At 43.1% G+C, this 20,409-nt stretch carries 23 protein-coding genes; all 23 read right to left on the reverse strand.

The annotated features are described in order from the left end of the window. Positions 1-23: 23 nt before the first annotated feature. The 23 genes from fliE to rpsP all read right to left on the reverse strand — a co-directional run bounded on the left by fliE (position 24) and on the right by rpsP (position 20,321). Positions 24-329, reverse strand: a complete 306-nt coding sequence (fliE, locus tag N5C46_RS04965; protein WP_261751165.1) for a flagellar hook-basal body complex protein FliE — start codon at positions 327-329, stop codon at positions 24-26. A gap of 17 nt (positions 330-346) precedes the next feature. Continuing rightward, positions 347-808: a flagellar basal body rod protein FlgC gene (gene flgC, locus N5C46_RS04970; RefSeq protein WP_261751166.1), complete on the reverse strand. Its 462-nt coding sequence runs from the start codon at positions 806-808 to the stop codon at positions 347-349. Positions 809-810: 2 nt separating this feature from the next. Further along, a complete protein-coding gene (gene flgB, locus N5C46_RS04975; protein WP_261751167.1) occupies positions 811-1,200 on the reverse strand; it encodes a flagellar basal body rod protein FlgB in 390 nt (129 codons plus the stop codon). A gap of 620 nt (positions 1,201-1,820) precedes the next feature. Further along, a complete protein-coding gene (gene codY / locus N5C46_RS04980) occupies positions 1,821-2,600 on the reverse strand; it encodes a GTP-sensing pleiotropic transcriptional regulator CodY (protein ID WP_034755633.1) in 780 nt (259 codons plus the stop codon). Between the two features lie 96 nt (positions 2,601-2,696). After that, on the reverse strand, positions 2,697-4,109 hold the full coding sequence (gene hslU, locus N5C46_RS04985) for an ATP-dependent protease ATPase subunit HslU (protein ID WP_261752282.1): 1,413 nt from the start codon (positions 4,107-4,109) through the stop codon (positions 2,697-2,699). Positions 4,110-4,175: 66 nt separating this feature from the next. Continuing rightward, positions 4,176-4,718 (reverse strand): ATP-dependent protease subunit HslV, encoded by a 543-nt coding sequence (gene hslV / locus N5C46_RS04990; RefSeq protein ID WP_034755638.1) that lies wholly within the window; start codon positions 4,716-4,718, stop codon positions 4,176-4,178. Positions 4,719-4,738: 20 nt separating this feature from the next. Then, positions 4,739-5,638: a tyrosine recombinase XerC gene (xerC, locus tag N5C46_RS04995; RefSeq protein ID WP_261751168.1), complete on the reverse strand. Its 900-nt coding sequence runs from the start codon at positions 5,636-5,638 to the stop codon at positions 4,739-4,741. 61 nt (positions 5,639-5,699) lie between these two features. After that, positions 5,700-6,998, reverse strand: coding sequence for an FADH(2)-oxidizing methylenetetrahydrofolate--tRNA-(uracil(54)-C(5))-methyltransferase TrmFO (gene trmFO, locus N5C46_RS05000; RefSeq protein ID WP_261751169.1), 1,299 nt, complete (start codon positions 6,996-6,998; stop codon positions 5,700-5,702). A gap of 228 nt (positions 6,999-7,226) precedes the next feature. Further along, on the reverse strand, positions 7,227-9,302 hold the full coding sequence (topA, locus tag N5C46_RS05005) for a type I DNA topoisomerase (protein WP_261751170.1): 2,076 nt from the start codon (positions 9,300-9,302) through the stop codon (positions 7,227-7,229). Between the two features lie 301 nt (positions 9,303-9,603). Continuing rightward, on the reverse strand, positions 9,604-10,479 hold the full coding sequence (gene dprA, locus N5C46_RS05010) for a DNA-processing protein DprA (protein ID WP_261751171.1): 876 nt from the start codon (positions 10,477-10,479) through the stop codon (positions 9,604-9,606). Between the two features lie 73 nt (positions 10,480-10,552). Next, positions 10,553-11,455: a succinate--CoA ligase subunit alpha gene (sucD, locus tag N5C46_RS05015; protein WP_034755649.1), complete on the reverse strand. Its 903-nt coding sequence runs from the start codon at positions 11,453-11,455 to the stop codon at positions 10,553-10,555. Positions 11,456-11,471: 16 nt separating this feature from the next. Beyond that, entirely contained in the window at positions 11,472-12,632 is a 1,161-nt protein-coding gene (sucC, locus tag N5C46_RS05020) for an ADP-forming succinate--CoA ligase subunit beta (protein WP_034755652.1), read from the reverse strand. 246 nt (positions 12,633-12,878) lie between these two features. Continuing rightward, positions 12,879-13,160 carry an EscU/YscU/HrcU family type III secretion system export apparatus switch protein gene (locus N5C46_RS05025; RefSeq protein ID WP_261751172.1) on the reverse strand — a complete coding sequence of 94 codons (282 nt, stop codon included), beginning with the start codon at positions 13,158-13,160 and terminating at the stop codon, positions 12,879-12,881. Then, positions 13,157-14,902, reverse strand: coding sequence for a hypothetical protein (locus N5C46_RS05030; protein ID WP_261751173.1), 1,746 nt, complete (start codon positions 14,900-14,902; stop codon positions 13,157-13,159). The genes N5C46_RS05025 and N5C46_RS05030 overlap by 4 nt, the downstream gene beginning before the upstream one ends. Before the next feature lie 52 nt (positions 14,903-14,954). Beyond that, the gene (locus N5C46_RS05035) at positions 14,955-15,737 is read right to left on the reverse strand and encodes a ribonuclease HII (protein WP_261751174.1); all 783 of its coding nucleotides are present in this window, start codon (positions 15,735-15,737) and stop codon (positions 14,955-14,957) included. 90 nt (positions 15,738-15,827) lie between these two features. Next, entirely contained in the window at positions 15,828-16,694 is an 867-nt protein-coding gene (gene ylqF / locus N5C46_RS05040) for a ribosome biogenesis GTPase YlqF (protein WP_261751175.1), read from the reverse strand. Positions 16,695-16,721: 27 nt separating this feature from the next. Beyond that, positions 16,722-17,261: a signal peptidase I gene (lepB, locus tag N5C46_RS05045; protein WP_272501226.1), complete on the reverse strand. Its 540-nt coding sequence runs from the start codon at positions 17,259-17,261 to the stop codon at positions 16,722-16,724. Between the two features lie 175 nt (positions 17,262-17,436). After that, positions 17,437-17,781, reverse strand: coding sequence for a 50S ribosomal protein L19 (gene rplS / locus N5C46_RS05050; RefSeq protein ID WP_032088854.1), 345 nt, complete (start codon positions 17,779-17,781; stop codon positions 17,437-17,439). A 136-nt stretch (positions 17,782-17,917) separates the two neighbouring features. Beyond that, complete coding sequence (gene trmD / locus N5C46_RS05055; RefSeq protein ID WP_261752283.1) at positions 17,918-18,652, reverse strand: tRNA (guanosine(37)-N1)-methyltransferase TrmD; 735 nt, start codon at positions 18,650-18,652, stop codon at positions 17,918-17,920. Further along, entirely contained in the window at positions 18,652-19,167 is a 516-nt protein-coding gene (gene rimM / locus N5C46_RS05060; protein WP_261751177.1) for a ribosome maturation factor RimM, read from the reverse strand. Before rimM ends, trmD begins: the two co-directional genes overlap by 1 nt. Positions 19,168-19,184: 17 nt before the next feature. Beyond that, positions 19,185-19,571: a YlqD family protein gene (locus tag N5C46_RS05065; protein ID WP_034755683.1), complete on the reverse strand. Its 387-nt coding sequence runs from the start codon at positions 19,569-19,571 to the stop codon at positions 19,185-19,187. 231 nt (positions 19,572-19,802) lie between these two features. After that, on the reverse strand, positions 19,803-20,036 hold the full coding sequence (locus N5C46_RS05070; protein WP_261751178.1) for a KH domain-containing protein: 234 nt from the start codon (positions 20,034-20,036) through the stop codon (positions 19,803-19,805). A 12-nt stretch (positions 20,037-20,048) separates the two neighbouring features. Next, a complete protein-coding gene (gene rpsP, locus N5C46_RS05075; protein WP_034755689.1) occupies positions 20,049-20,321 on the reverse strand; it encodes a 30S ribosomal protein S16 in 273 nt (90 codons plus the stop codon). Between the last annotated feature and the right edge of the window lie 88 nt (positions 20,322-20,409).

Below are 20,409 nucleotides of genomic sequence, written 5' to 3' on the forward strand. Positions count from 1 at the left end.
CGGTACTCGACTGCATGAGCCTACTACATTGGCATTCTCATTATCTCTTGATATGCTTCCACTACTTTGTTACGGACTTCCATTGTCGTTTGCAGGGTGATGCTTGCCTTTTGTGAAGCGATCATCACTTGATGGAGATCAACGTTTTCACCCCGGACAAGTTTTTCCGTCAATTGATCTGACTGCACCTGCATCTTATTGACTTCGTCGATGGACTTTTTAAGTAATTGACTGAAGTTTTCCGTTGCTTCTGAAGGAGAACTATTTTTTTTATCAAATGACGGACTTATAACAGCCGGAGTAACCGAACTTATATTGTGTATGGCCATAGATCTACAACCTCTCTTTATTTACCGATTTCTAATGACTTCATTAACATGGCTTTATTTGCATTAAATACTGTCACATTTGCTTCATAGGAGCGTGTAGCTGAAATGAGGTCTACCATCTCCCGCAGGGGATCGACATTCGGCAGGCGTACATATCCATCATCATTTGCATCAGGGTGCATAGGGTCATACACCATTTTAAATGGTGTTTTATCATCCTCTTCAATCCGTGAAACTTTCACTCCACTTCCTATTGAGTGGTTGGCCCTTGTGCTCATCGCCTGGTTTAAAAAAGAATAAAACTGATCTTCCTTTGGCGCCATCACAACAGACTTGCGCTGATAAGGCTGCCATTCACCATTCACCATTTTGCCTCTCGTTGTATCGACATTGGCCATGTTGGACGAAATGACGTCCATCCTCAAACGCTGGGCGGTTAGCGCAGAAGCCGTAGTATTCATACCTGTAAATAATCCCATTCTTACTTGCCACCCCTTATGACTGATTGCAGACTGTTAAACTTTCCATTTATTCGGTCTGACAGTGCATTAAAATAAATTTGATTCGTTGCCATTTCAGACATTTCCTGATCCAGATCCACACCATTTCCATTATGATTGTATTGAAAAGAGGATTTCGTCATTACCTCAGGGTGTTGGCTATAAGGTCCAAAGGTCAAGTGACGTTGATTCGTTCTTTTCGCTTCCAAATGTTGAGTGGATTGATCCAATAACGACTTAAACTCTACTTTTTTCGCTTTATAATTTGGTGTATCGACATTCGCAATATTTTGAGAAATCACTTTCTGATTTAACGAGGCGTAGTTCAGCCCGTTTTCGAGTGTTGAGAAGGTGTTGGAAAAAAGTTTCACTTTAGGCACCTCTATCCGTTTTTTTGACATGTTTCAACTATTTTTGACATATTTATCATACAACAGTATTTATTGTAATGTTTAGCATGATTAGTGTCTATGAATATTCCGTAAATTTTAAAGAAAGATGGCGATATTCATCGAATTCGTGACTTTTAATCCACGTTTAAACCTAATATTCCCATGGATATTTTTACAAATAAAAGTGGTTTTCTTCTCTATTTGTTACATTAATATTACAGAGAAAGAGTAGAGTAAGAAGCAAGGTACCATGCATATCCGTCATTCAGCGCTAAATTGCAAAAATTTTATCGCAAAATACATAAGAAAACTTCACCTGAAATCAGGTGAATCCTTACACCACTATATTTCTCATTCATCCTGGAATGATGTCGAATCTGGTCGTAACATTGTTGTAACTTTATTGTACTATCACCATCATAGATGACAATACTAAAAGAACAATTGCCGGTAGTCCATTCGACTTATTTTCCCTAAACAATCTGACATTTCACTACAAATAACCTATATAAGCTGAGAAGCTATAGGACTGTCTCTTAATGATTTCAATTACATATAAAAAAAGCTGTTTCCCCCGTGAGGGAAACAGCTTTTTACTATTAGTTTGTACGTAATTTATCTAATTCCACCAAGAATTTATTATTTAATACCTTGATGTAAGTACCTTTCATTCCAAGGGAACGGGATTCGATCACGCCTGCACTTTCCAGCTTGCGAAGGGCGTTGACGATCACTGAGCGGGTAATTCCGACTCTATCTGCGATTTTAGAAGCAACCAGAAGTCCTTCATTTCCATTCAGCTCTTCAAAGATGTGTTCAATGGCTTCTAACTCACTGTATGATAGGGAGCTGATTGCCATTTGGACGACAGCCTTGCTTCTCGCTTCCACTTCGATTTCTTCAGCTTTTTCACGAAGGATCTCCATCCCTACTACCGTTGCACCATACTCAGCGAGAATCAGATCATCATCTTCAAAGCTTGCTTCAAGACGAGCAAGGATTAATGTTCCTAATCTTTCCCCCCCACCGATGATCGGGACGATGGTCGTTAAGCCATTCTTGAAGAACTCTCTATTTTCAACAGGGAAAGCGGTATATTCGCTATTCACATCCAGGTTTGGAGATGTTTCTTGTACATTGAATAAATTTTGAGTATACTCCTCAGGAAATTGACGGTCAGCAAGCATTTGCTTCATTCGCTCATTTTCGATTTGTTGATTGATGGCATAGCCAAGTAGTTTTCCACGACGGCTAACCACGAAGACATTCGCCTCTATCACCTGACTTAATGTTTCTGACATTTCTTTGAAGTTCACCGGTTTCCCAGCTGCTTTTTGCAGCATGGCATTGATCGTTCTTGTTTTACCTAATAAATTCATTACGTTTCCTCCTACTACAACTAAAGTGTATCTATTATTTAATTTTATATGAACCTTAATCCATCTACCTATACCCCATATAGGGTAAGGAAAAACTTAAAGAATGAACTGACTCAAATCTTTATCTTTTGAAATGGCGCCAAGCTTATCATCCACATATTGCGGTGTGATCTTTACCGTATCAAGGGTAATATCAGGCGCTTCAAAGGATAGGTCTTCAAGTAGTTTTTCCATGATTGTATGAAGTCTTCTGGCTCCGATATTATCGGTATTCTGATTCACATCATAAGCGATTTCAGCAAGTCTACGAATAGCATCGTCAGAAAATTCAATTTGTATACCTTCTGTTTCCATTAAAGCGATATATTGTTTAATGATGGCATTATCCGGTTCAACAAGGATCCGCACGAAGTCGTCTGTAGACAACTTCTGAAGTTCGACCCTGATCGGGAAACGTCCCTGCAATTCAGGGATAAGATCAGAAGGTTTACTCATGTGGAAGGCACCGGCTGCAATGAATAGGACATGATCCGTCTTCACTGATCCATATTTCGTGACAATGGTCGATCCTTCCACAACCGGAAGGATATCCCTTTGAACGCCTTCCCTGGATACATCAGCAGAAGATTGCCCTGAGCTCTTGCTGGCAATTTTATCGATTTCATCAATGAAGATGATCCCAGATTGCTCTGCACGAATGATTGCTTCCTGGGTTACTTCATCCATGTCAATAAGCTTTTGGGCTTCCTCATTTGTCAGCACCACTCTTGCTTCCTTCACCTTCAATTTACGCTTTTTCTTTTTCTTCGGCATGAAATTACTCAGGGCATCCTGCATATTCATCCCCATTTGTTCCATACCTGAACCTTGAAGCATATCAAACATGGATGCTTGCTGCTCCTCGACTTCAATTGTGATGAATTCCTCTTCCAATTCACCATTTTCAAGTCTTTTTTCCATTCTTCTTCTTTGCTCCTGAAGTGAAATCTCTTCCTGCTTTTCTTCCTCTTCTTCAGATGTCCCTTGTGTCCCGTTGCCGCCGAAGATCATTTCGAATGGGTTCTTATAAGAAGATGCTTTCTTTTTGGATGGCACCACAAGCTCTACCAGACGGCGACTTGCATTTTCAGCTGCCCTTTCCCGGACACCGACCATTTTCTCCTCTTTCACCAGACGGACGGATGTCTCCACCAGATCTCTGACCATCGATTCAACATCACGTCCAACATAACCCACTTCCGTAAATTTGGTTGCCTCCACTTTTATAAATGGGGCACGGACCAATTTCGCGATCCTTCTGGCTATTTCCGTTTTACCGACACCAGTCGGACCCATCATTAAGATATTCTTTGGAATCACTTCATCTTTCAATACATCGGACAGAAGGCTCCGTCTATACCGGTTTCTCAGGGCAACGGCAACCGCTCTTTTGGCATCCTTTTGGCCAACGATATATTGATCCAATCGTTCAACTATTTGCCTTGGGGTTAAGTGATCAGTACTCTTCATCAAATGGCACACTCCTTACTTTCCTATAGTGTGAGAGAATATCAATTCTTACCTGAACTTTCTGGACTAAAGCTCTTCAACGATAATTTGGTTATTCGTATATACACATATATCGGCAGCGATTTGAAGGGAAGAACGGGCGATTTCCTTAGCAGTCAAGTGGTCTCCGGCATACTGCTTTAATGCCCTGCCGGCAGATAATGCATAATTCCCACCGGAACCGATGGCCAGTATCCCATCATCCGGTTCAATCACTTCACCTGTCCCTGAAATCAACAGCAGGTGGCTTTCATCCATGACAATCAACATCGCTTCAAGCTTTCTCAGTACTTTATCGCTCCTCCACTGTTTCGCGAGCTCGACTGCAGCTCTTGGAAGATTTCCGTTGAACTCCTGAAGCTTCCCTTCAAACATTTCAGACAAAGTAAACGCATCGGCAACAGATCCCGCGAATCCAGCCAATACTTTTCCATTGAAAAGCTTTCGTACCTTTTTGGCTGTATGCTTCATGACAACTGAATTACCGAATGTTACCTGCCCGTCACCGGACATCGCACACTTGCCATTATGCTGCACGGCAAATATAGTGGTTGCGTGGAATTGATCCATTTCCTAAACCTCCAACTCTTCTAAGCACGTGGGTGATGTGCTAAATACGTTTTTCGTAACTGATCCTTCGATACATGGGTATACAGCTGGGTGGATGAAAGCTGAGCGTGTCCAAGAAGTTCCTGAACCGTCCTTAAATCGGCACCATTATTCAGTAAATGGGTTGCAAATGTATGACGCAGCATATGGGGATGTATCTTCCCCGTCAAAGAAGCTTTCTCGATAATCTTATTTAAGATGAGACGGATGCCTCTTTGGGTTAATGCTCCACCACGATGGTTCAAAAGCAATTGTGTATGGGACCCATCCTTCGCAAGCTTCGGCCGGGAGTGTAATATGTATTGTTCTAAGGCATCATTTGCAAAGCTTCCAAATGGGACATACCTTTCTTTTTTTCCTTTTCCTTTTACCAGGAGCGTAGACATCCCAAGGTCCACGTCACCCAACTGTATATTCGTACACTCACTTACACGGATCCCCGTCGCATAAAGAAGTTCGAATATGGCCAGGTTACGCAACTCTAATGGGGTGTCCCCATTACAAGCATCCAGCAGAGCCTGTATTTCCTCTTCATAAAAAAAGGCAGGCAATCGTTGTTCCTTCTTCGGAAGATTAACAAACGAAAAGGGGTTATCGAGTAGTTGCTTTTCCCGATTTAAATAACGGTAAAAGCTTCTTATGCTCGAAACCTTCCTTGAGACGGAAGACCTCTTTAAACCGTGATCATGCAGCTTAGTTAAAAAAAGTCGTGCATCAGAATACTCGACATCTTTCAATGAACGTAAACCTTGTTCTTTCATAAATACGTAAAACTCTTCGATATCATGACGATATTGTTCAAATGTATGAACAGAATAATGTTTTTCTATTTGTAAATATTCAGTAAAGGAATGTAATTGTTCATCTAATTGCTTATTCATGTTTAACACCTCACAAGGGCTACTAAATAGTAACACAACCGGGGGGGCCTTGCAATGAATTTTACACTTTTTTCACAAAGTTCTGAATTGTTTCCAAGGCCCTGCTTGCATGCTGCTCATTCCGTTCTTTCTTCCCTTTTACCTTTTTTGGTAATTCCGGGAAAAGACCGAAATTGGCATTCATCGGCTGAAAGTTATGTTTATTCGCTGTAGTGATATATCTTGCCATACTTCCCATGGCCGTTTCGTACGGAAACACGACGGGTTCTTCTCGAGCTGCGAGTCTGGCAGCATTGATACCTGCAATCAATCCGCTGGCAGCAGATTCCACATATCCTTCCACACCTGTCATTTGCCCGGCGAAAAACAGGTTCTCATGATTCTTCAACTGATACGTATCCTTCAGTACATTGGGAGAATTGATGAAGGTATTCCTGTGCATGACGCCGTACCGTACAATATCGGCATTCTCCAGCCCAGGGATCAATTGAAGAACCTCTTTCTGGGGTCCCCACTTTAAATGGGTTTGGAACCCGACAATATTATATAGGGTCCCCGCGGCATCATCCTGTCTTAATTGTACTACGGCATATGGACGTTTACCTGTTTTAGGATCTTCAAGTCCGACCGGCTTAAGGGGGCCGAATAACATCGTCTTCTTCCCGCGGGCAGCCATTACCTCGATGGGCATGCATCCTTCAAAGAACACTTCCTTCTCAAATTCTTTCAACGGAACCGTCTCTGCGGAGATAAGGGCTTCATAGAATCGATTGAACTCACTCTCGGTCATGGGGCAATTCAAGTACGCAGCTTCCCCTTTGTCATACCGTGACTTTAAATATACTTTGTCCATATCGATGGAATCCTTCTCTATGATCGGGGCAGCCGCGTCATAGAAGTATAAATGTTCTTCCCCTGTCAGTCGTTTGATTTGATTTGAAAGACCTTCACTCGTCAGGGGCCCGGTAGCAACAATGGTGATCCCCTCGGGTAGATCCGTTACTTCCTCATTAAACACGGTAACATTCGGGTGATTCTTCACTTTTTCTGTGACAAGTGCTGCAAATTCATGACGATCGACGGCGAGTGCGCCTCCAGCCGGTACAGAGCAGGCATCTGCTGCTGACATGATGACCGAATCCAATCGTCTCATTTCTTCTTTTAATACACCGACGGCATTCGTAAGTGTATTCGCTCTAAGGGAATTACTGCACACCAGTTCTGCAAATTTATCTGTATGGTGGGCAGGAGTTTGGATGATGGGTCTCATTTCGAAAAGGTTCACCTTTATTCCCCTTTTCGCAATTTGCCAAGCCGCTTCACTTCCTGCTAACCCTGCTCCAATAACATTTACTGACATTTATCTGTTGACCTCCTACATTCCGAACGCTTTATCCAATTTGCATTGTACACCAAGGGACAATGATAAGAAAGATAATTGTATATTGAAAATATGTATCATTTATTACAAAGATTCAGAGAAAACATAAAAGGGCTGACCCACCAGGTAATAGAGAAATCACCTGTTGGGACAGTCCCTCGTTCCATTGTATTCGTTCATTGTTCAACAATCAATCGTTTTTGATCACTATTTCTGAGGTTCTTCTTTATAATCACAATTCGTACATTGAATTTGATTTCCCTTTTTAAGCTTCTTCTCCACGAGCAGCTCTGAACATTTTGGACATTTCCGTTCAATCGGTTTATCCCATGATAAGAAATCACATTCAGGATACTGGTCACACCCGTAGAAAATACGCTTCTTCTTGCTTTTACGCTCGATGATATTCCCTTTTTCACATTTAGGACATTTCACACCGATTTCTTTCACGATCGGCTTGGTATTACGACAATCGGGAAAATTGCTGCAGGCCATGAATTTACCGTATCGTCCCATTTTAAATACCATTGCGTGACCGCATTCTTCACAGTCTTCCCCGGCAGGTTCGTCACGAATTTCAATTTTCTCCATTTCATTTTCCGCTTTTTCCAGATGTTTTTCAAAATCTTGATAAAAGCGGTCAATGATTCTTTCCCACTTCACATTGCCATCCTCGATGTCATCCAGGCTCCGTTCCATGTTAGCCGTGAACTCGACATCGATGATATCAGGGAAGAATTCCCTTACTAACTCTAACACGATTTCTCCAAGCTCCGTCGGGATAAACCGCTTGTTATCCAGAGTAACGTATCCTCGTCTTTGAATCGTATCAAGGGTCGGAGCATATGTGGACGGTCTGCCGATACCGAGTTCTTCCAATGTTTTCACGAGTCTTGCCTCTGTGTATCTTGGCGGCGGCTGTGTGAAATGCTGATTGGGGTCAATGTTTTCACTTTTCACTTTATCTTTTTCTTCAAGTGCAGGAAGGAAATTGTCCTTTTCTTCTTTTTGATCATCCGATCCCTCAACGTATACTTTCATAAAGCCGGGGAATTTCACTTTCGAACCAGACGCCCTGAACATCACGGAGCCGTTTACGAGATCTACACTCATCGTGTCCATGATCGCAGGTGCCATCTCACTCGCTACGAAACGTTCCCAGATCAATTTATACAGGCGATATTGGTCTCTTGAAAGGAACTGTTTAACCGATGACGGATCCCTCAAGGTACTGGTCGGCCGAACGGCTTCATGGGCATCCTGGGCTTTTTGTTGTTTTTTCTCTTTACGCTCAGACTGCTTGATAAAATCCTCGCCATATTTATTCACGATATAGTCATTGGCTTCTTTCTGAGCTACTTCAGAAATCCGGGTGGAGTCCGTTCTCATGTATGTGATAAATCCGACGGTTCCTTGTTTCCCCATTTCGATTCCTTCGTATAATTGCTGTGCAAGCATCATCGTCTTCTTTGCCCGGAAATTCAATTTACGGGCTGCCTCCTGTTGAAGGGATGAAGTGGTAAACGGTGGTGCAGGATTTCTCTTTCTTTCCTTCTTTGTGACTTTATTCACTTCGAAAGACTTCCCTTTCACCTTACCGAGGACAGCTTTTACTTCTTCTTCGTTTTTCAATTCCACCTTTTTACCGTCAATGCCATAAAATGATGCCTGGAATGTATCGTTGCCTTTTGTGAATTCTGCTTCGATGGACCAATACTCTTCCGGGGTGAAGGCTTTGATTTCATTTTCCCTGTCAATGATCAACCGGACCGCAACGGATTGGACCCGACCTGCACTTAGCCCCTTTTTAACCTTTTTCCATAATAATGGGCTGATGTTGTAACCAACCAGCCGGTCCAGGATCCTTCGTGCCTGCTGGGCATCCACCAGGTCCATATTGATTGCACGGGGGTGCTTGAATGATTCTTTGATTGCATCCTTCGTGATTTCGTTGAATACGACCCGGCATTCTGATGTGGTATCCATATCAAGGCTATGCGCCAAGTGCCAGGCAATTGCCTCCCCTTCTCTGTCGGGGTCAGCAGCCAGAAAGATTCTTTTCACTTTTTTCGCAGCGGTTTTTAATTCTTTTAATACGGGTCCTTTACCGCGTATGGTGATATACTTTGGTTCGAATTCATTTTCGACGTCGACGCCCATCTGACTTTTTGGCAAGTCCCTGACGTGTCCCATTGATGCCCTGACCTTATATTTTTTACCTAAATAACGTTCAATCGTTTTCGCCTTAGCCGGCGATTCCACTATTACTAAATAATCTGCCATCCAATAAGCCTCCTTAAAGAGGAAAATAATCACTGTTTTATAGCACCTTGGAATGTTCCATTTAAAAGCACAAACGGAAACGTTTACACTAACATTCTCATAGGTGTGAAATTGATTTCAGTGTAGAGAAGTACTGCTATTATCTATTTATTGCTCTTATATATAGTTTTTGATACCTGTTGCAAAATGTATAACAGTTTTACCATAATTGCAACCATTTTGTATGAATTCCACGTGATATTCGCCGTTTCGTGTTCACAAAAACCCTTTAATAATAGATTTTACATCATATTTTTGAAGTTTATACCCTGAGTTCTGAGAATATGTCTTCTATTGACAAAACCATTTTGGCACCTTCTTGTATCAGGGTGTTTGTCCCTTCTGCCAACGGATCGTGTATGGACCCTGGTAAACACAGGACTTCCCGCCCTTCATTCAATGCATAATCCGCCGTGATAAACGTACCGCTCTTTTTTGTGGCTTCGGTGACAAGTACCGCATCACTGAGACCACTGATGATCCGATTTCTAAATGGAAAATGCCATCTTTCAGGTTTGATATATGGGGGATACTCAGAAATGAGGAGGTGATGGTCCATCATATGATTGGCCAAATCAACATTTTGCTTAGGATAAATTTGCTGGAACCCTCCTCCGAGCACACCGATCGTTCTGCCACCTGACACAATCGCTTCTTTATGAGCGATTGTGTCAGCCCCTTTAGCCAGCCCGCTTACGATCACAACTTCACGTTTAACCAGTTGTGGAATCATGGTGTGAAGTACTTTTTCTGTGTAGGAAGTGGCGTTTCTGGAGCCTATGACAGCCAACTTTGGAGAAGCGTGGAGAAGTTTCCTGTCCCCTTTTAAAAAGAGTAGAAATGGCGGATCATACACATTTTTCAACAAGGCGGGATAATCTTCATCAAACACGGTGATCCACTCTATCTGGTTCTCGGCATAGAGCTCGATATAGCGTTTTGAAGGAAAGGAATGGAGGTCTTTATAGAAGGTTTCTAGATTCGTAGTAGTTGCATGGGTTATTTGTTGGAGCTTTGACATAGGGAGTCGAAGGACAGAGTGAAGATCCTGGTGAGTTTGAACCAATCGTCTGATTCCTTTCAAGCCGATTCCCCGGCAGTGATGAATATGAAAGATAAGGTGACGGTTTCCTTTCATTAAAAGCCTCCTAACGATCATTTGTATAGATAAAACTGAGACTGACAGCCAAGCCGTCAGTCTCAGTAAAAGATTAATGCGTTTTACATTTATCGAGGATTCCTTCTTCTTTAAGAACCGTGATCAATGTTTCACCCATATCTGATGGAGTCGGTGCAACTTGAATTCCACATTCGTTCATGACGCGGATTTTCTCATCTGCCGTCCCTTTACCACCAGAAATAATCGCACCGGCATGACCCATACGTTTCCCTGGAGGAGCTGTACGTCCACCGATGAAGCCTACTACCGGCTTTGTCATATTAGCCTTGATCCACTCAGCTGCTTCTTCCTCTGCAGTACCTCCGATTTCACCGATCATGATCACGGCATACGTATCCTCATCTTCATTGAATGCTTTCAATACGTCGATGAAATCTGTACCGTTTACAGGATCTCCACCGATACCTACTGCCGTAGACTGTCCGATTCCAGCTTGTGAAAGTTGGTGAACGGCTTCATACGTCAGTGTACCGGAACGGGAAACAACCCCAACGTGACCTTTTGTATGGATGTAGCCAGGCATGATCCCGATCTTACACTCGTCAGGAGTGATGACTCCAGGACAGTTAGGCCCGACCAGGCGTGTTTTCTTACCTTCCATATAACGCTTAACCTTCACCATATCCAATACAGGGATATGCTCTGTGATACAAATGGCCAAATCAAGCTCGGCATCTACCGCTTCCATGATTGCATCTGCTGCAAATGGAGCAGGAACATAGATAACGGAAGCATTTACGCCAGTTGCTTTCTTCGCTTCTTCAACAGTATTGAAAACAGGTACGCCTTCAACCTCTGTTCCGCCTTTTCCAGGTGTTACACCTGCCACGATCTGTGTACCGTATTCAAGCATTTGCTTTGTATGGAAAAGAGCTGTTGATCCTGTAATTCCTTGTACAACAACCTTGGTATCTTTATTAATAAATACGCTCATTAGTCCCCCGCCTTTCTCAGCCTACTTGCTCAACGATTTTTTGTGCGCCGTCTGCCATGGATTCAGCTGCAATAATATTCAATCCTGATTCATTAAGGATTTCTTTTCCTAAGTCAACATTCGTCCCTTCAAGACGAACCACAAGTGGTACTTGAAGACCGATCTGCTTAGCTGCTTCAACTACACCTGTTGCAATGACGTCACACTTCATGATTCCACCGAAGATATTGACGAAAATACCTTTTACATTCTCATCAGAAAGGATGATTTTGAATGCTTCTGTTACCTTTTCTGCCGTGGCACCGCCCCCAACATCAAGGAAGTTAGCGGGATCTCCGCCATAATGTTTCACGATGTCCATCGTGGCCATGGCAAGACCAGCACCATTTACCATACAGCCGATATTACCATCAAGGGAAATATAGCTCAGGTCGTATTTGGAAGCTTCGATTTCTTTTGCATCTTCTTCTTCAAGATCGCGTAATTCAATGACATCTTTTTGCCGGTATAATGCATTTGAATCGAAGTTGAACTTTGCATCAAGTGCCATAACGTCTCCGTCACCTGTCACAACTAATGGGTTGATTTCAACAATGGAAGCATCTTTTTGGATGTACACATTGTAAAGACCCATCATGAACTTCGCTGCTTTACCAACAAGTTTTTGTGGGATATTGATATTGAATGCAATACGTCTCGCTTGGAAACCTGTTAATCCAACAACTGGATCGATGTACTCTTTAAAGATTTTTTCAGGTGTTTGTTCTGCTACTTCCTCGATTTCCGTTCCGCCTTCTTCAGATGCCATCAGGACAACCTGCGAAGTTGCACGGTCGAGTACAAGACCTACATAATACTCTTTCTTGATATCACAGCCTTCTTCGATAAGTAAGCGCTTTACTTCCTTACCTTCAGGACCCGTTTGGTGAGTAACTAAAGTTTTTCCGATTAATTCCTCTGCATATGTACGCACTTCGTCAAGGCTCTTGGCAATTTTGACTCCGCCTGCCTTGCCTCGTCCACCCGCGTGGATTTGCGCCTTTACAACATATACGCTAGAATCTAACGTTTTCGCCGCTTCTACTGCCTCTTCAGCTGTAAAAGCCACTTTACCATTTGGTACGGACACCCCGTAATTTCTGAGGATTTCTTTACCTTGATATTCATGGATATTCATTTTCCATCCTCCTATCAAACTCTTCAAAAAATAGACTGCGCTTTCATTGTATAAAATGACAGTATATATGTCTACCATTATGCTAAAAATATTATATTAATTTAAAAATTCTGAACATAATTAGATAGAATTCATCTATATCACGCCGTTTCTACTGGAAGAAAAGTATATAAATTATTATACTCAAAAAATATATTTCACCTAATCAATCTAGCAGCCTTCTTCATCACGGTGAGTTCAATTCGGTTATTCTTTCTTGGATATGTCTCTATCCAAACGGTAGATAAAAGCAAACACTTCCGCCACGGCCCCGTACAGCTCCTCCGGGATGGATTCACCGATATCCAGGTTGCCGAGCAGGGATAACAGGCTCTTATCCTCTTGAACAGGTACTCCATGCTCACCCGCTTTTAACAGGATGTTTTCAGCGATCATCCCTTTTCCTTTTGCCACGACTTTCGGCGCTGATCCGTCCTGCTGATCATACCCCAGAGCGATTGCTTCTTTCCTCTCGTGCCGGCTTTTCATATCTTTACATCAACTCCGGAAAATGTCTGATTGAACTCGTCCCCTAAAATCTTCTCTGAGAGGCTTTCGTGTTTATCGGGTTTCTTCACCTTTACGGCGGATAACTGATAGTCCAATTGTTGGAGGGCATTTTTCAAATCAGGAATGAGGGGTTGGGACAACGCTTCTGCTGCCGGATGGTCATTCCAAACGGTCAGGGAGATGACACGGTGTTGAACCTGCATATCGATCAAGGTTTCATCCATTTCCTTCATGTTTAAATAAAATAATACCCGGCAATAGTCACCGTCGATGACTCCCTTTTCCTTCTCTTTTCCTGTCCATTGTAAGGTGATATCCGTATTTCGTCCGAACAGATACATTGGAAACTGCTGCACGATTGTAAGGAGAGGGGATGGATCCTGGGAGTGAAGCACTTGATGGTTCATCCTCAGAACAATGTCATCGGCTAATTGGCGAATGTCCGATGCCGGATGGTGCTGACTTAACCCGATAAGATGCTCCTTCAGTGTCTGTCCCTGGATCTCATATCCTTTATGAACCTGAGCTTCATAGTTGATTCCAAAGTCACCGATCACCTTTTTTAATACTTTGGCTAATTCATCCCCCCTGAATTGTTCCGTCAAGTCCGATACCGTCTGGTTGAAAAGCATCTGAAAGATTTTTTCCTGATTGGAAGAAGGGACACCTTTCCCCCAAATCTGTTCAAGTCTACTAACGTTCATTTCCACAAGCCTTTCCTTTCCTGCTAATCCGAAAAGCTGTCTTGCCACTGCTTCAGGTGTCTCTTCTTCGGTTCCCTCCAAGCGGGTTTGTGAGCCTGCAAGGATGTTCATCCATTTATCCACAAGGGAAAAAGCTGATTTTTTGGATTCTTGACCGGTTCCTGAAGCCTGGCTCGGGTTGCTTCCAAGCCCTTCAGATGACCCCAGGCCGCCCTTCCCATCTGATGTTACCCTATCCAGGATCATACCCGTTAACCCTTCTTTCCATTGATTCATGACCGTTTCGCCCGGGAAGAATCCAAGGGATTTCAATACATCGAAATGTCCCAAACGGGTTGCGTAGGCCTGGGAAGAATCCGCTAAACCCGTCAAGGCTTTGACGACAAGATTTTCGGATATATTCCTCCTCAAGGGTTCCTGAAGCCTTCGAATCATTTGAAGAGTGCCTCCATCTCCCCCCGCATCACGTAACCTTGAAGAAAGAGTATCCAGCATGGAAATAAAATCACCCTTTTTCCCGGCTTTCATCGAAAGGAATACCCTGTCTGTAAATGGCATGTTCCTCTTAGCCATTTCCACGATGATCTTCGAATAAAGAGGTGCATCTTTCCCTGTCACATGCTTCCCTGCAAACACCAGCATCTCTCTATCTATTGGTATCTTATCTTTCACAAGATCCTTAACCAAAGAAGTCATCTCTTTCTCATCGCCGGAAATGGATAGATGATGTAAAAGCTTAGAAGCCATACCATTACCATCTCCTAGGGTAGACGGGATCAATTTGAGGCTGATTCCTTTCTCTGTCTGCTTCACTTTCACCCATTGGCGCTCTCCTGCTTTCAAAGGAGTTTCAAGCTTTGCCAAGAACCGCTGCCCGTTTGCAGATACTTCTGCCAGATCATCACCCATCAACTTATGTACCTTTATATAGATAACCTTTCCTCCCTGGATCGAAAATGGTTTTCCACCAAGGGAAGACAGTGTCTGATTCCTTGCCGTACCGTGAATGTTGGTCATCCCTCTCCCCCCTCTCACACATGTTAATCATCCTACTATTAGCTGAAAATGCTTATCCCTTTGTCTGCAGAAGATCTTTTACCGGTGCGAAGCTTTTCCGGTGAAGTGGGGTCACTCCTAATTGCTCAAGACCATTTAGGTGGTCTTTTGTTCCATATCCTGCATTTTTCTCGAAACCATAACCGGGATATGCTTCAGCATATTCCTTCATCATCCTGTCTCTCGTAACCTTTGCGATAATGGAAGCTGCAGCAATGGATATGCTTTTCGAATCCCCTTTAATAATCGATTGACTGGGGTATGGCGATACAATTTTCATTGCGTCGATCAATAAGTAATCAGGCTGAACCGGCAGTCGGACGATTGCTTCATTCATCGCTTTTTTCGTCGCTTGATAAATATTGATGGCATCGATTTCCTCAGCGTGGACCATCCCAACTCCTATTGAAATGGCATGATGTCGGATATAATCATAATACTCTTCTCTTTTTCCTTCTGAAAGTTTCTTGCTGTCATTCAATCCTGCCAGGTAGAAGTCTGGGGGGAGGATGACGGCTGCGGTTACGACAGGCCCTGCAAGCGGCCCCCTTCCCACTTCGTCTATCCCTGCGATACGGGTAAACCCTTGAACACGCAGCTCCTGCTCATATACTGTGAGGTCTTGAAACTCCTTTTTCTCCTTAGCCTGTTTCTTTCGTTCCCTTTCGAGCTGAAGCAGAAGTTTCTGAACACCTTTTCTCTCGTCCTGTTTCAATTCTTCCAAAATCGGATCAGACTCTGTCAGTGTCCCGATCAATTGTTTGATTTCACTGATCGTTCTATGTACTTTCGTCACGTATGTTCCTCCTCATATATATCGGATATCCCGCACAAAAATAAAGAGGCTGTGTCAAAGAGATCCATTCCCTTTATACAGCCTCTGCCGCTATTCACTATCTTTTTCTGCTTCACCAATAAAATCAAATGTCATGGGTCCTAACTGAACATTCCGTATATCCCTGACGATGATTTCAGAAGTCTTGTCATAATTGACTTCTCCACCAGCCATCAGACAGCCTCTTTTAGCCCCGATCTTATCAAAGCTATCCACTACCTCTTCAGATATCTCTTCGAGGCCGTAACGCTCCTCTAATCGCTCTGGATAATGCTCTGCAAGAAAACGAAGGCCATATACGGCAATGTCCTGTAAATTCAGGATGGTATCTTTGATTGCTCCCGTCAGGGCCAGTTTATAACCTACCTTGGGATCTTCGAACTTCGGCCACAGAATACCCGGGGTATCAAGCAGTTCAAGCTCTTTACCGACTTTGATCCATTGCTGGGCTTTCGTCACACCAGGTGTATTTCCTGTTTTGGCGATATTCTTCTTCGCCAGCCTGTTGATCAAGGTGGATTTCCCTACGTTTGGAATCCCCACGATCATCGCCCTGATGGCCCGGGGTCTCATTCCCCTCGACTTCATGCGATCGAATTTATCTTTCAGGATCTCTTTAGCAGCCTGCACGATGACTTGAAGACCTTTACCGGCCTGTGCATTGACCGCAAGTGCGGTGATTCCCTGCTCTTTAAAGTAGGCAATCCACTGATTGGTCCTGTTTGTGTCTGCCATGTCTGCCTTATTTAATAAGACGAGTCTCGGCTTCTGACCGATGATTTCTTCAATCATCGGATTTCTCGATGATAACGGTATTCTTGCATCTACTAATTCAATCACTATGTCTACAAGTTTTAATTTCTCAGTAACCTGTCTACGAGCTTTAGCCATATGCCCTGGAAACCATTGTATCGTCATATGACCACCTCCAAACACTTTTTTCTATTATTTCACCAAACCGAAATCTTTAACAGGCCAATAGATCACTTTCGTGTCCCCGATTACCTCATCGGTCGAGACCGTCCCGATATGACGGCTATCTTTACTGAATCGACGGTTATCCCCCATAACAAAAATTTCTCCATCCGGTACAGTTTCTTCACCGGTTATATCCTTTAATGAGAAATCCTCGGTTAAGACACCGCCATCCAATTGATCTTTGTATTCCTTGAGATATGGTTCAGTATAGGCTTTTCCATTTATATATAATGTATCATTTTTATACTCTACCTTATCCCCGGGCAGGCCGATGACCCGTTTGATATAATCCTTTTGCTCAGGGGCATGAAAAACGACGATATCGAACCGCTCAGGCTCCCCCAGTTTACTTACAATCATTCGGTCACCATTATGTAAAGTAGGCATCATTGATAATCCGTCAACTACGATGGGGGCAAATAAAAAGAATCTGATGATAGCCGCTAATCCAACTGCGATTAACAGGGCCTTCATCCATTCCCACCACTCGTTTTTTTCTTTAACCACATCTCCACCACCCATGATTTTTTCTATCTTTTTCTATTCTACTAGAAATTCTTCTAATTCTCATTAAAAATTGGTGGTTTCCCGAAAATAGTCGATATCCTCTTTCCATTCCATTCAACGAAAGGTTTTAGAAAAGGGAAAAGGAGCTTGTCTCCAAGCTCCTTTTCTTACGTTCTTATCGAATTTCTTTAATACGAGCCGCTTTACCACGTAGATTACGTAGGTAATAAAGTTTCGCACGACGGACTTTACCGCGACGAATAACTTCTAATTTAGCGATTTTAGGTGTGTGTACTGGGAAAGTACGCTCAACACCTACACCGTAAGAAATTTTACGAACAGTAAATGTTTCGCTGATACCGCCACCACGGCGTTTGATTACTACTCCTTCGTACACCTGAATACGTTCACGAGTACCCTCAACGATGTTAACGTGTACACGTACTGTATCACCAGGACGGAAAGATGGTAGATCAGAGCGAAGTTGTTCTTTCGTAATATCTTCGATTAATTTGTGCATCTTATTCAACTCCTTCCAACAGATGCTCTTACAAAAGCGATTGATTGCAGCGGAACATCGGGATCCATGACTTCAGGAGCTAACTCCTCAAGCCACAAAGAATATAATATCATACAGGCATTCAGGATGCAATAGCCTATTTAGAGTTTCTCCATTCCTCTATCCACGCCTTCTGTCGATCTGTGAGGGGATAACTCTCTAACAGATCCGGTCTTCTCTCATAGGTCCTTCTCAGGCTCTCTTTCTCTCTCCATTCATCAATCAGACGATGGTTTCCTGAAATCAGCTCTCCTGGTACCTTCATCCCTCTGAAATCGGAAGGTCGCGTGTAATGAGGATGCTCTAAGAGACCCGAAGAGAACGAATCCAGTATGGGGGAATCCTCATTCCCAAGAACTCCGGGAAGCAGGCGGACAACACTATCTATGACCACCATCGCACCGAGTTCCCCGCCGGTCAACACATAGTCACCAATGGAGATTTCGTCGGTTACCACGTGCTCTCTGATTCGTTCATCATAGCCTTCATAATGACCGCAAATAAACACGAGGTGATCTTCTTTCGACAGCTCCTCAGCCTTTTGCTGGGTATATCGTTCTCCCTGGGGGCACATAAGGATGACCCGCGGCGTAGATCCCTCTTCTTTTTTCAAGGCATCGACTGCATCGAATATGGGCTGAGGCTTCAACACCATTCCAGCCCCCCCGCCGTAAGGGTAATCATCCACCTGATTATGTTTGTTATCAGCGTACTCACGGAAGTTAATCACATTATACGTAACGGCTGCTTTCTCAGTGGCCTTTTTTAAGATGGAATCACCGAAGATCCCTTCGAACATACCAGGGAATAAAGAAAGGACGTCAATTCTCATCATGACAAGAGGCCCTCCATCGGCTCAATGGTAATAAGCTGATCTTCAATATCAACCATTTTCACGATATCCTCTATGTAGGGGATCAGGTACTCTTTCCCTCGCTCACCCTTCACTACCCATACGTCATTCGCACCCGGGCTTAAAATCTCCTTGACGGTACCCAGCTCTTCTCCTTCAGTCGTCACTACCCTACAGCCGACGATTTCATGGAGATAGTATTCTCCTTCGTCCAGTTCCTGTAACTGGTCTTCCTGCACCTTCAGGATGCCTTCTTTAAACTTCTCGACCTCGTTGATATTTTCATACCCTTCAAACGTAAGCAAATCAAAACTTTTATGATTTCTGTGAGATTTGATCACCAGACCAAGGGGTTCCTGGCCATTCCGGAACAAATAGAGAGTGTTCCCTTTCTGATAACGCTCTTCGGGGAAATCTGTCGTCGATACGACCTTCACTTCCCCTTTCACTCCATGAGTGTTGACAATCTTACCTACATTAAACCACTTTTCCATCGCATTCACCTCTTGCATTAACGTATTTCTTTCACGATACCGTCTTCTATGACAATCGTCTTTGAAAGGGTTTCTTCCTCCCAATTGTCACCAACTTGAATGTCCATCATACCCTGGACTTCCTTTTCCTTCAGCTCGCTGCCGATCGGGAGGATATTCAGCTGTTCCATTTGAAAATCCAACAGCTTGATTTTTTCTGCCCGTTCATTCAATTCTTTTTCAAAATGCTGATTTAATTTATGAGTGGGGTATTTCTTGCCACGTTCAATCTTTTTCATTTCGAACTGAAGCTGATCACTTTCCTTTTTCAGATGAAACTTTTGATTTTCATAGCGTTTCATTAACAGGTCCTTACTCTTTTCTGTGAGGACTTGTTTAATGGTTATCGTATGTATCACGTTCAACGTCTTTCCTCCTCCTTTTATTCACCCCTCACTGATGTAATGCCATAAGGGTGTTCTTAGGGGAGAAGTTGGCTTGTATGGGGGCTTTAGAACCCTTCTGACGATAGTATACCACTACACGGCGGTCAACCCTATGAAAAAGGGGACTGACGTCTTAAGGCTAAGTAGTAACCTTTGTGGGTCAGTCCCCTTATTCTTAGAGCTTGTTGTAATGAGCTTAAGGAAGCTTTCTTACTCCACTATCTCCAAGAAAATTTTCTTCTGTTGTGAAGATCCTGCTGCAGCGTATACCACAGTTCGAATCGATTTAGCTACTCGCCCCTGTTTCCCAATGACCTTACCCATATCCTCGGGGTGAACGGATAACTTATATGTTAACCCGTTCGTTCCTTCATCCAAATCGACGCTGACAGAGTCCGGATGGTCAACCAGGGGTTTCACAATCGTTAGAATAAGATCTTTCATCGATCTAATCGATTACTTGCTGTTTTTAGCATTGTGGAATTTTTCCATAATGCCTTGGTTTGAGAATAGGTTACGAACTGTGTCAGATGGCTTAGCACCATTTGATAACCATTTAAGAGCTAACTCTTCATCGATTTTCACTTCAGCTGGTTTAGCAACCGGGTTGTAAGTTCCAACTGTTTCGATTTGACGTCCATCACGTGGTGAACGAGAATCTGCAACTACGATACGATAGAAAGGAGATTTTTTTGCTCCCATACGTTTTAATCTGATTTTTACTGCCATAATTAAAGCACCTCCGAATAGTTTCACACAAGTTAGTATAATATCAAATGTGTATTTTGTTTGTAAAGTGTTTTTTCTTAACAGTTCA

The organism is Rossellomorea vietnamensis (genome assembly GCF_025398035.1).
GTDB classification, from domain to species: domain Bacteria; phylum Bacillota; class Bacilli; order Bacillales; family Bacillaceae_B; genus Rossellomorea; species Rossellomorea vietnamensis_B.

Bases quoted from the DNA above. Each gene is read 5' to 3' on its own strand.
- hslV (WP_034755638.1), bottom strand. From the start codon at position 4,718: ATGGATCAATTCCACGCAACCACTATATTTGCCGTGCAGCATAATGGC.
- topA (WP_261751170.1), bottom strand. From the start codon at position 9,302: ATGGCAGATTATTTAGTAATAGTGGAATCGCCGGCTAAGGCGAAAACG.
- sucD (WP_034755649.1), bottom strand. From the start codon at position 11,455: ATGAGCGTATTTATTAATAAAGATACCAAGGTTGTTGTACAAGGAATT.
- sucC (WP_034755652.1), bottom strand. From the start codon at position 12,632: ATGAATATCCATGAATATCAAGGTAAAGAAATCCTCAGAAATTACGGG.
- flgC (WP_261751166.1), bottom strand. From the start codon at position 808: ATGGGATTATTTACAGGTATGAATACTACGGCTTCTGCGCTAACCGCC.
- N5C46_RS05030 (WP_261751173.1), bottom strand. From the start codon at position 14,902: ATGACCAACATTCACGGTACGGCAAGGAATCAGACACTGTCTTCCCTT.
- codY (WP_034755633.1), bottom strand. From the start codon at position 2,600: ATGAATTTATTAGGTAAAACAAGAACGATCAATGCCATGCTGCAAAAA.
- hslU (WP_261752282.1), bottom strand. From the start codon at position 4,109: ATGAAGAGTACTGATCACTTAACCCCAAGGCAAATAGTTGAACGATTG.
- xerC (WP_261751168.1), bottom strand. From the start codon at position 5,638: ATGAATAAGCAATTAGATGAACAATTACATTCCTTTACTGAATATTTA.
- ylqF (WP_261751175.1), bottom strand. From the start codon at position 16,694: ATGACGATACAATGGTTTCCAGGGCATATGGCTAAAGCTCGTAGACAG.
- rimM (WP_261751177.1), bottom strand. From the start codon at position 19,167: ATGGAAAAGTGGTTTAATGTAGGTAAGATTGTCAACACTCATGGAGTG.
- trmFO (WP_261751169.1), bottom strand. From the start codon at position 6,998: ATGTCAGTAAATGTTATTGGAGCAGGGTTAGCAGGAAGTGAAGCGGCT.
- N5C46_RS05025 (WP_261751172.1), bottom strand. From the start codon at position 13,160: ATGAAAAGCCGGCACGAGAGGAAAGAAGCAATCGCTCTGGGGTATGAT.
- N5C46_RS05070 (WP_261751178.1), bottom strand. From the start codon at position 20,036: ATGAAAGATCTTATTCTAACGATTGTGAAACCCCTGGTTGACCATCCG.
- dprA (WP_261751171.1), bottom strand. From the start codon at position 10,479: ATGAAAGGAAACCGTCACCTTATCTTTCATATTCATCACTGCCGGGGA.
- rpsP (WP_034755689.1), bottom strand. From the start codon at position 20,321: ATGGCAGTAAAAATCAGATTAAAACGTATGGGAGCAAAAAAATCTCCT.
- fliE (WP_261751165.1), bottom strand. From the start codon at position 329: ATGGCCATACACAATATAAGTTCGGTTACTCCGGCTGTTATAAGTCCG.
- rplS (WP_032088854.1), bottom strand. From the start codon at position 17,781: ATGCACAAATTAATCGAAGATATTACGAAAGAACAACTTCGCTCTGAT.
- trmD (WP_261752283.1), bottom strand. From the start codon at position 18,652: ATGAGAATTGACGTCCTTTCTTTATTCCCTGGTATGTTCGAAGGGATC.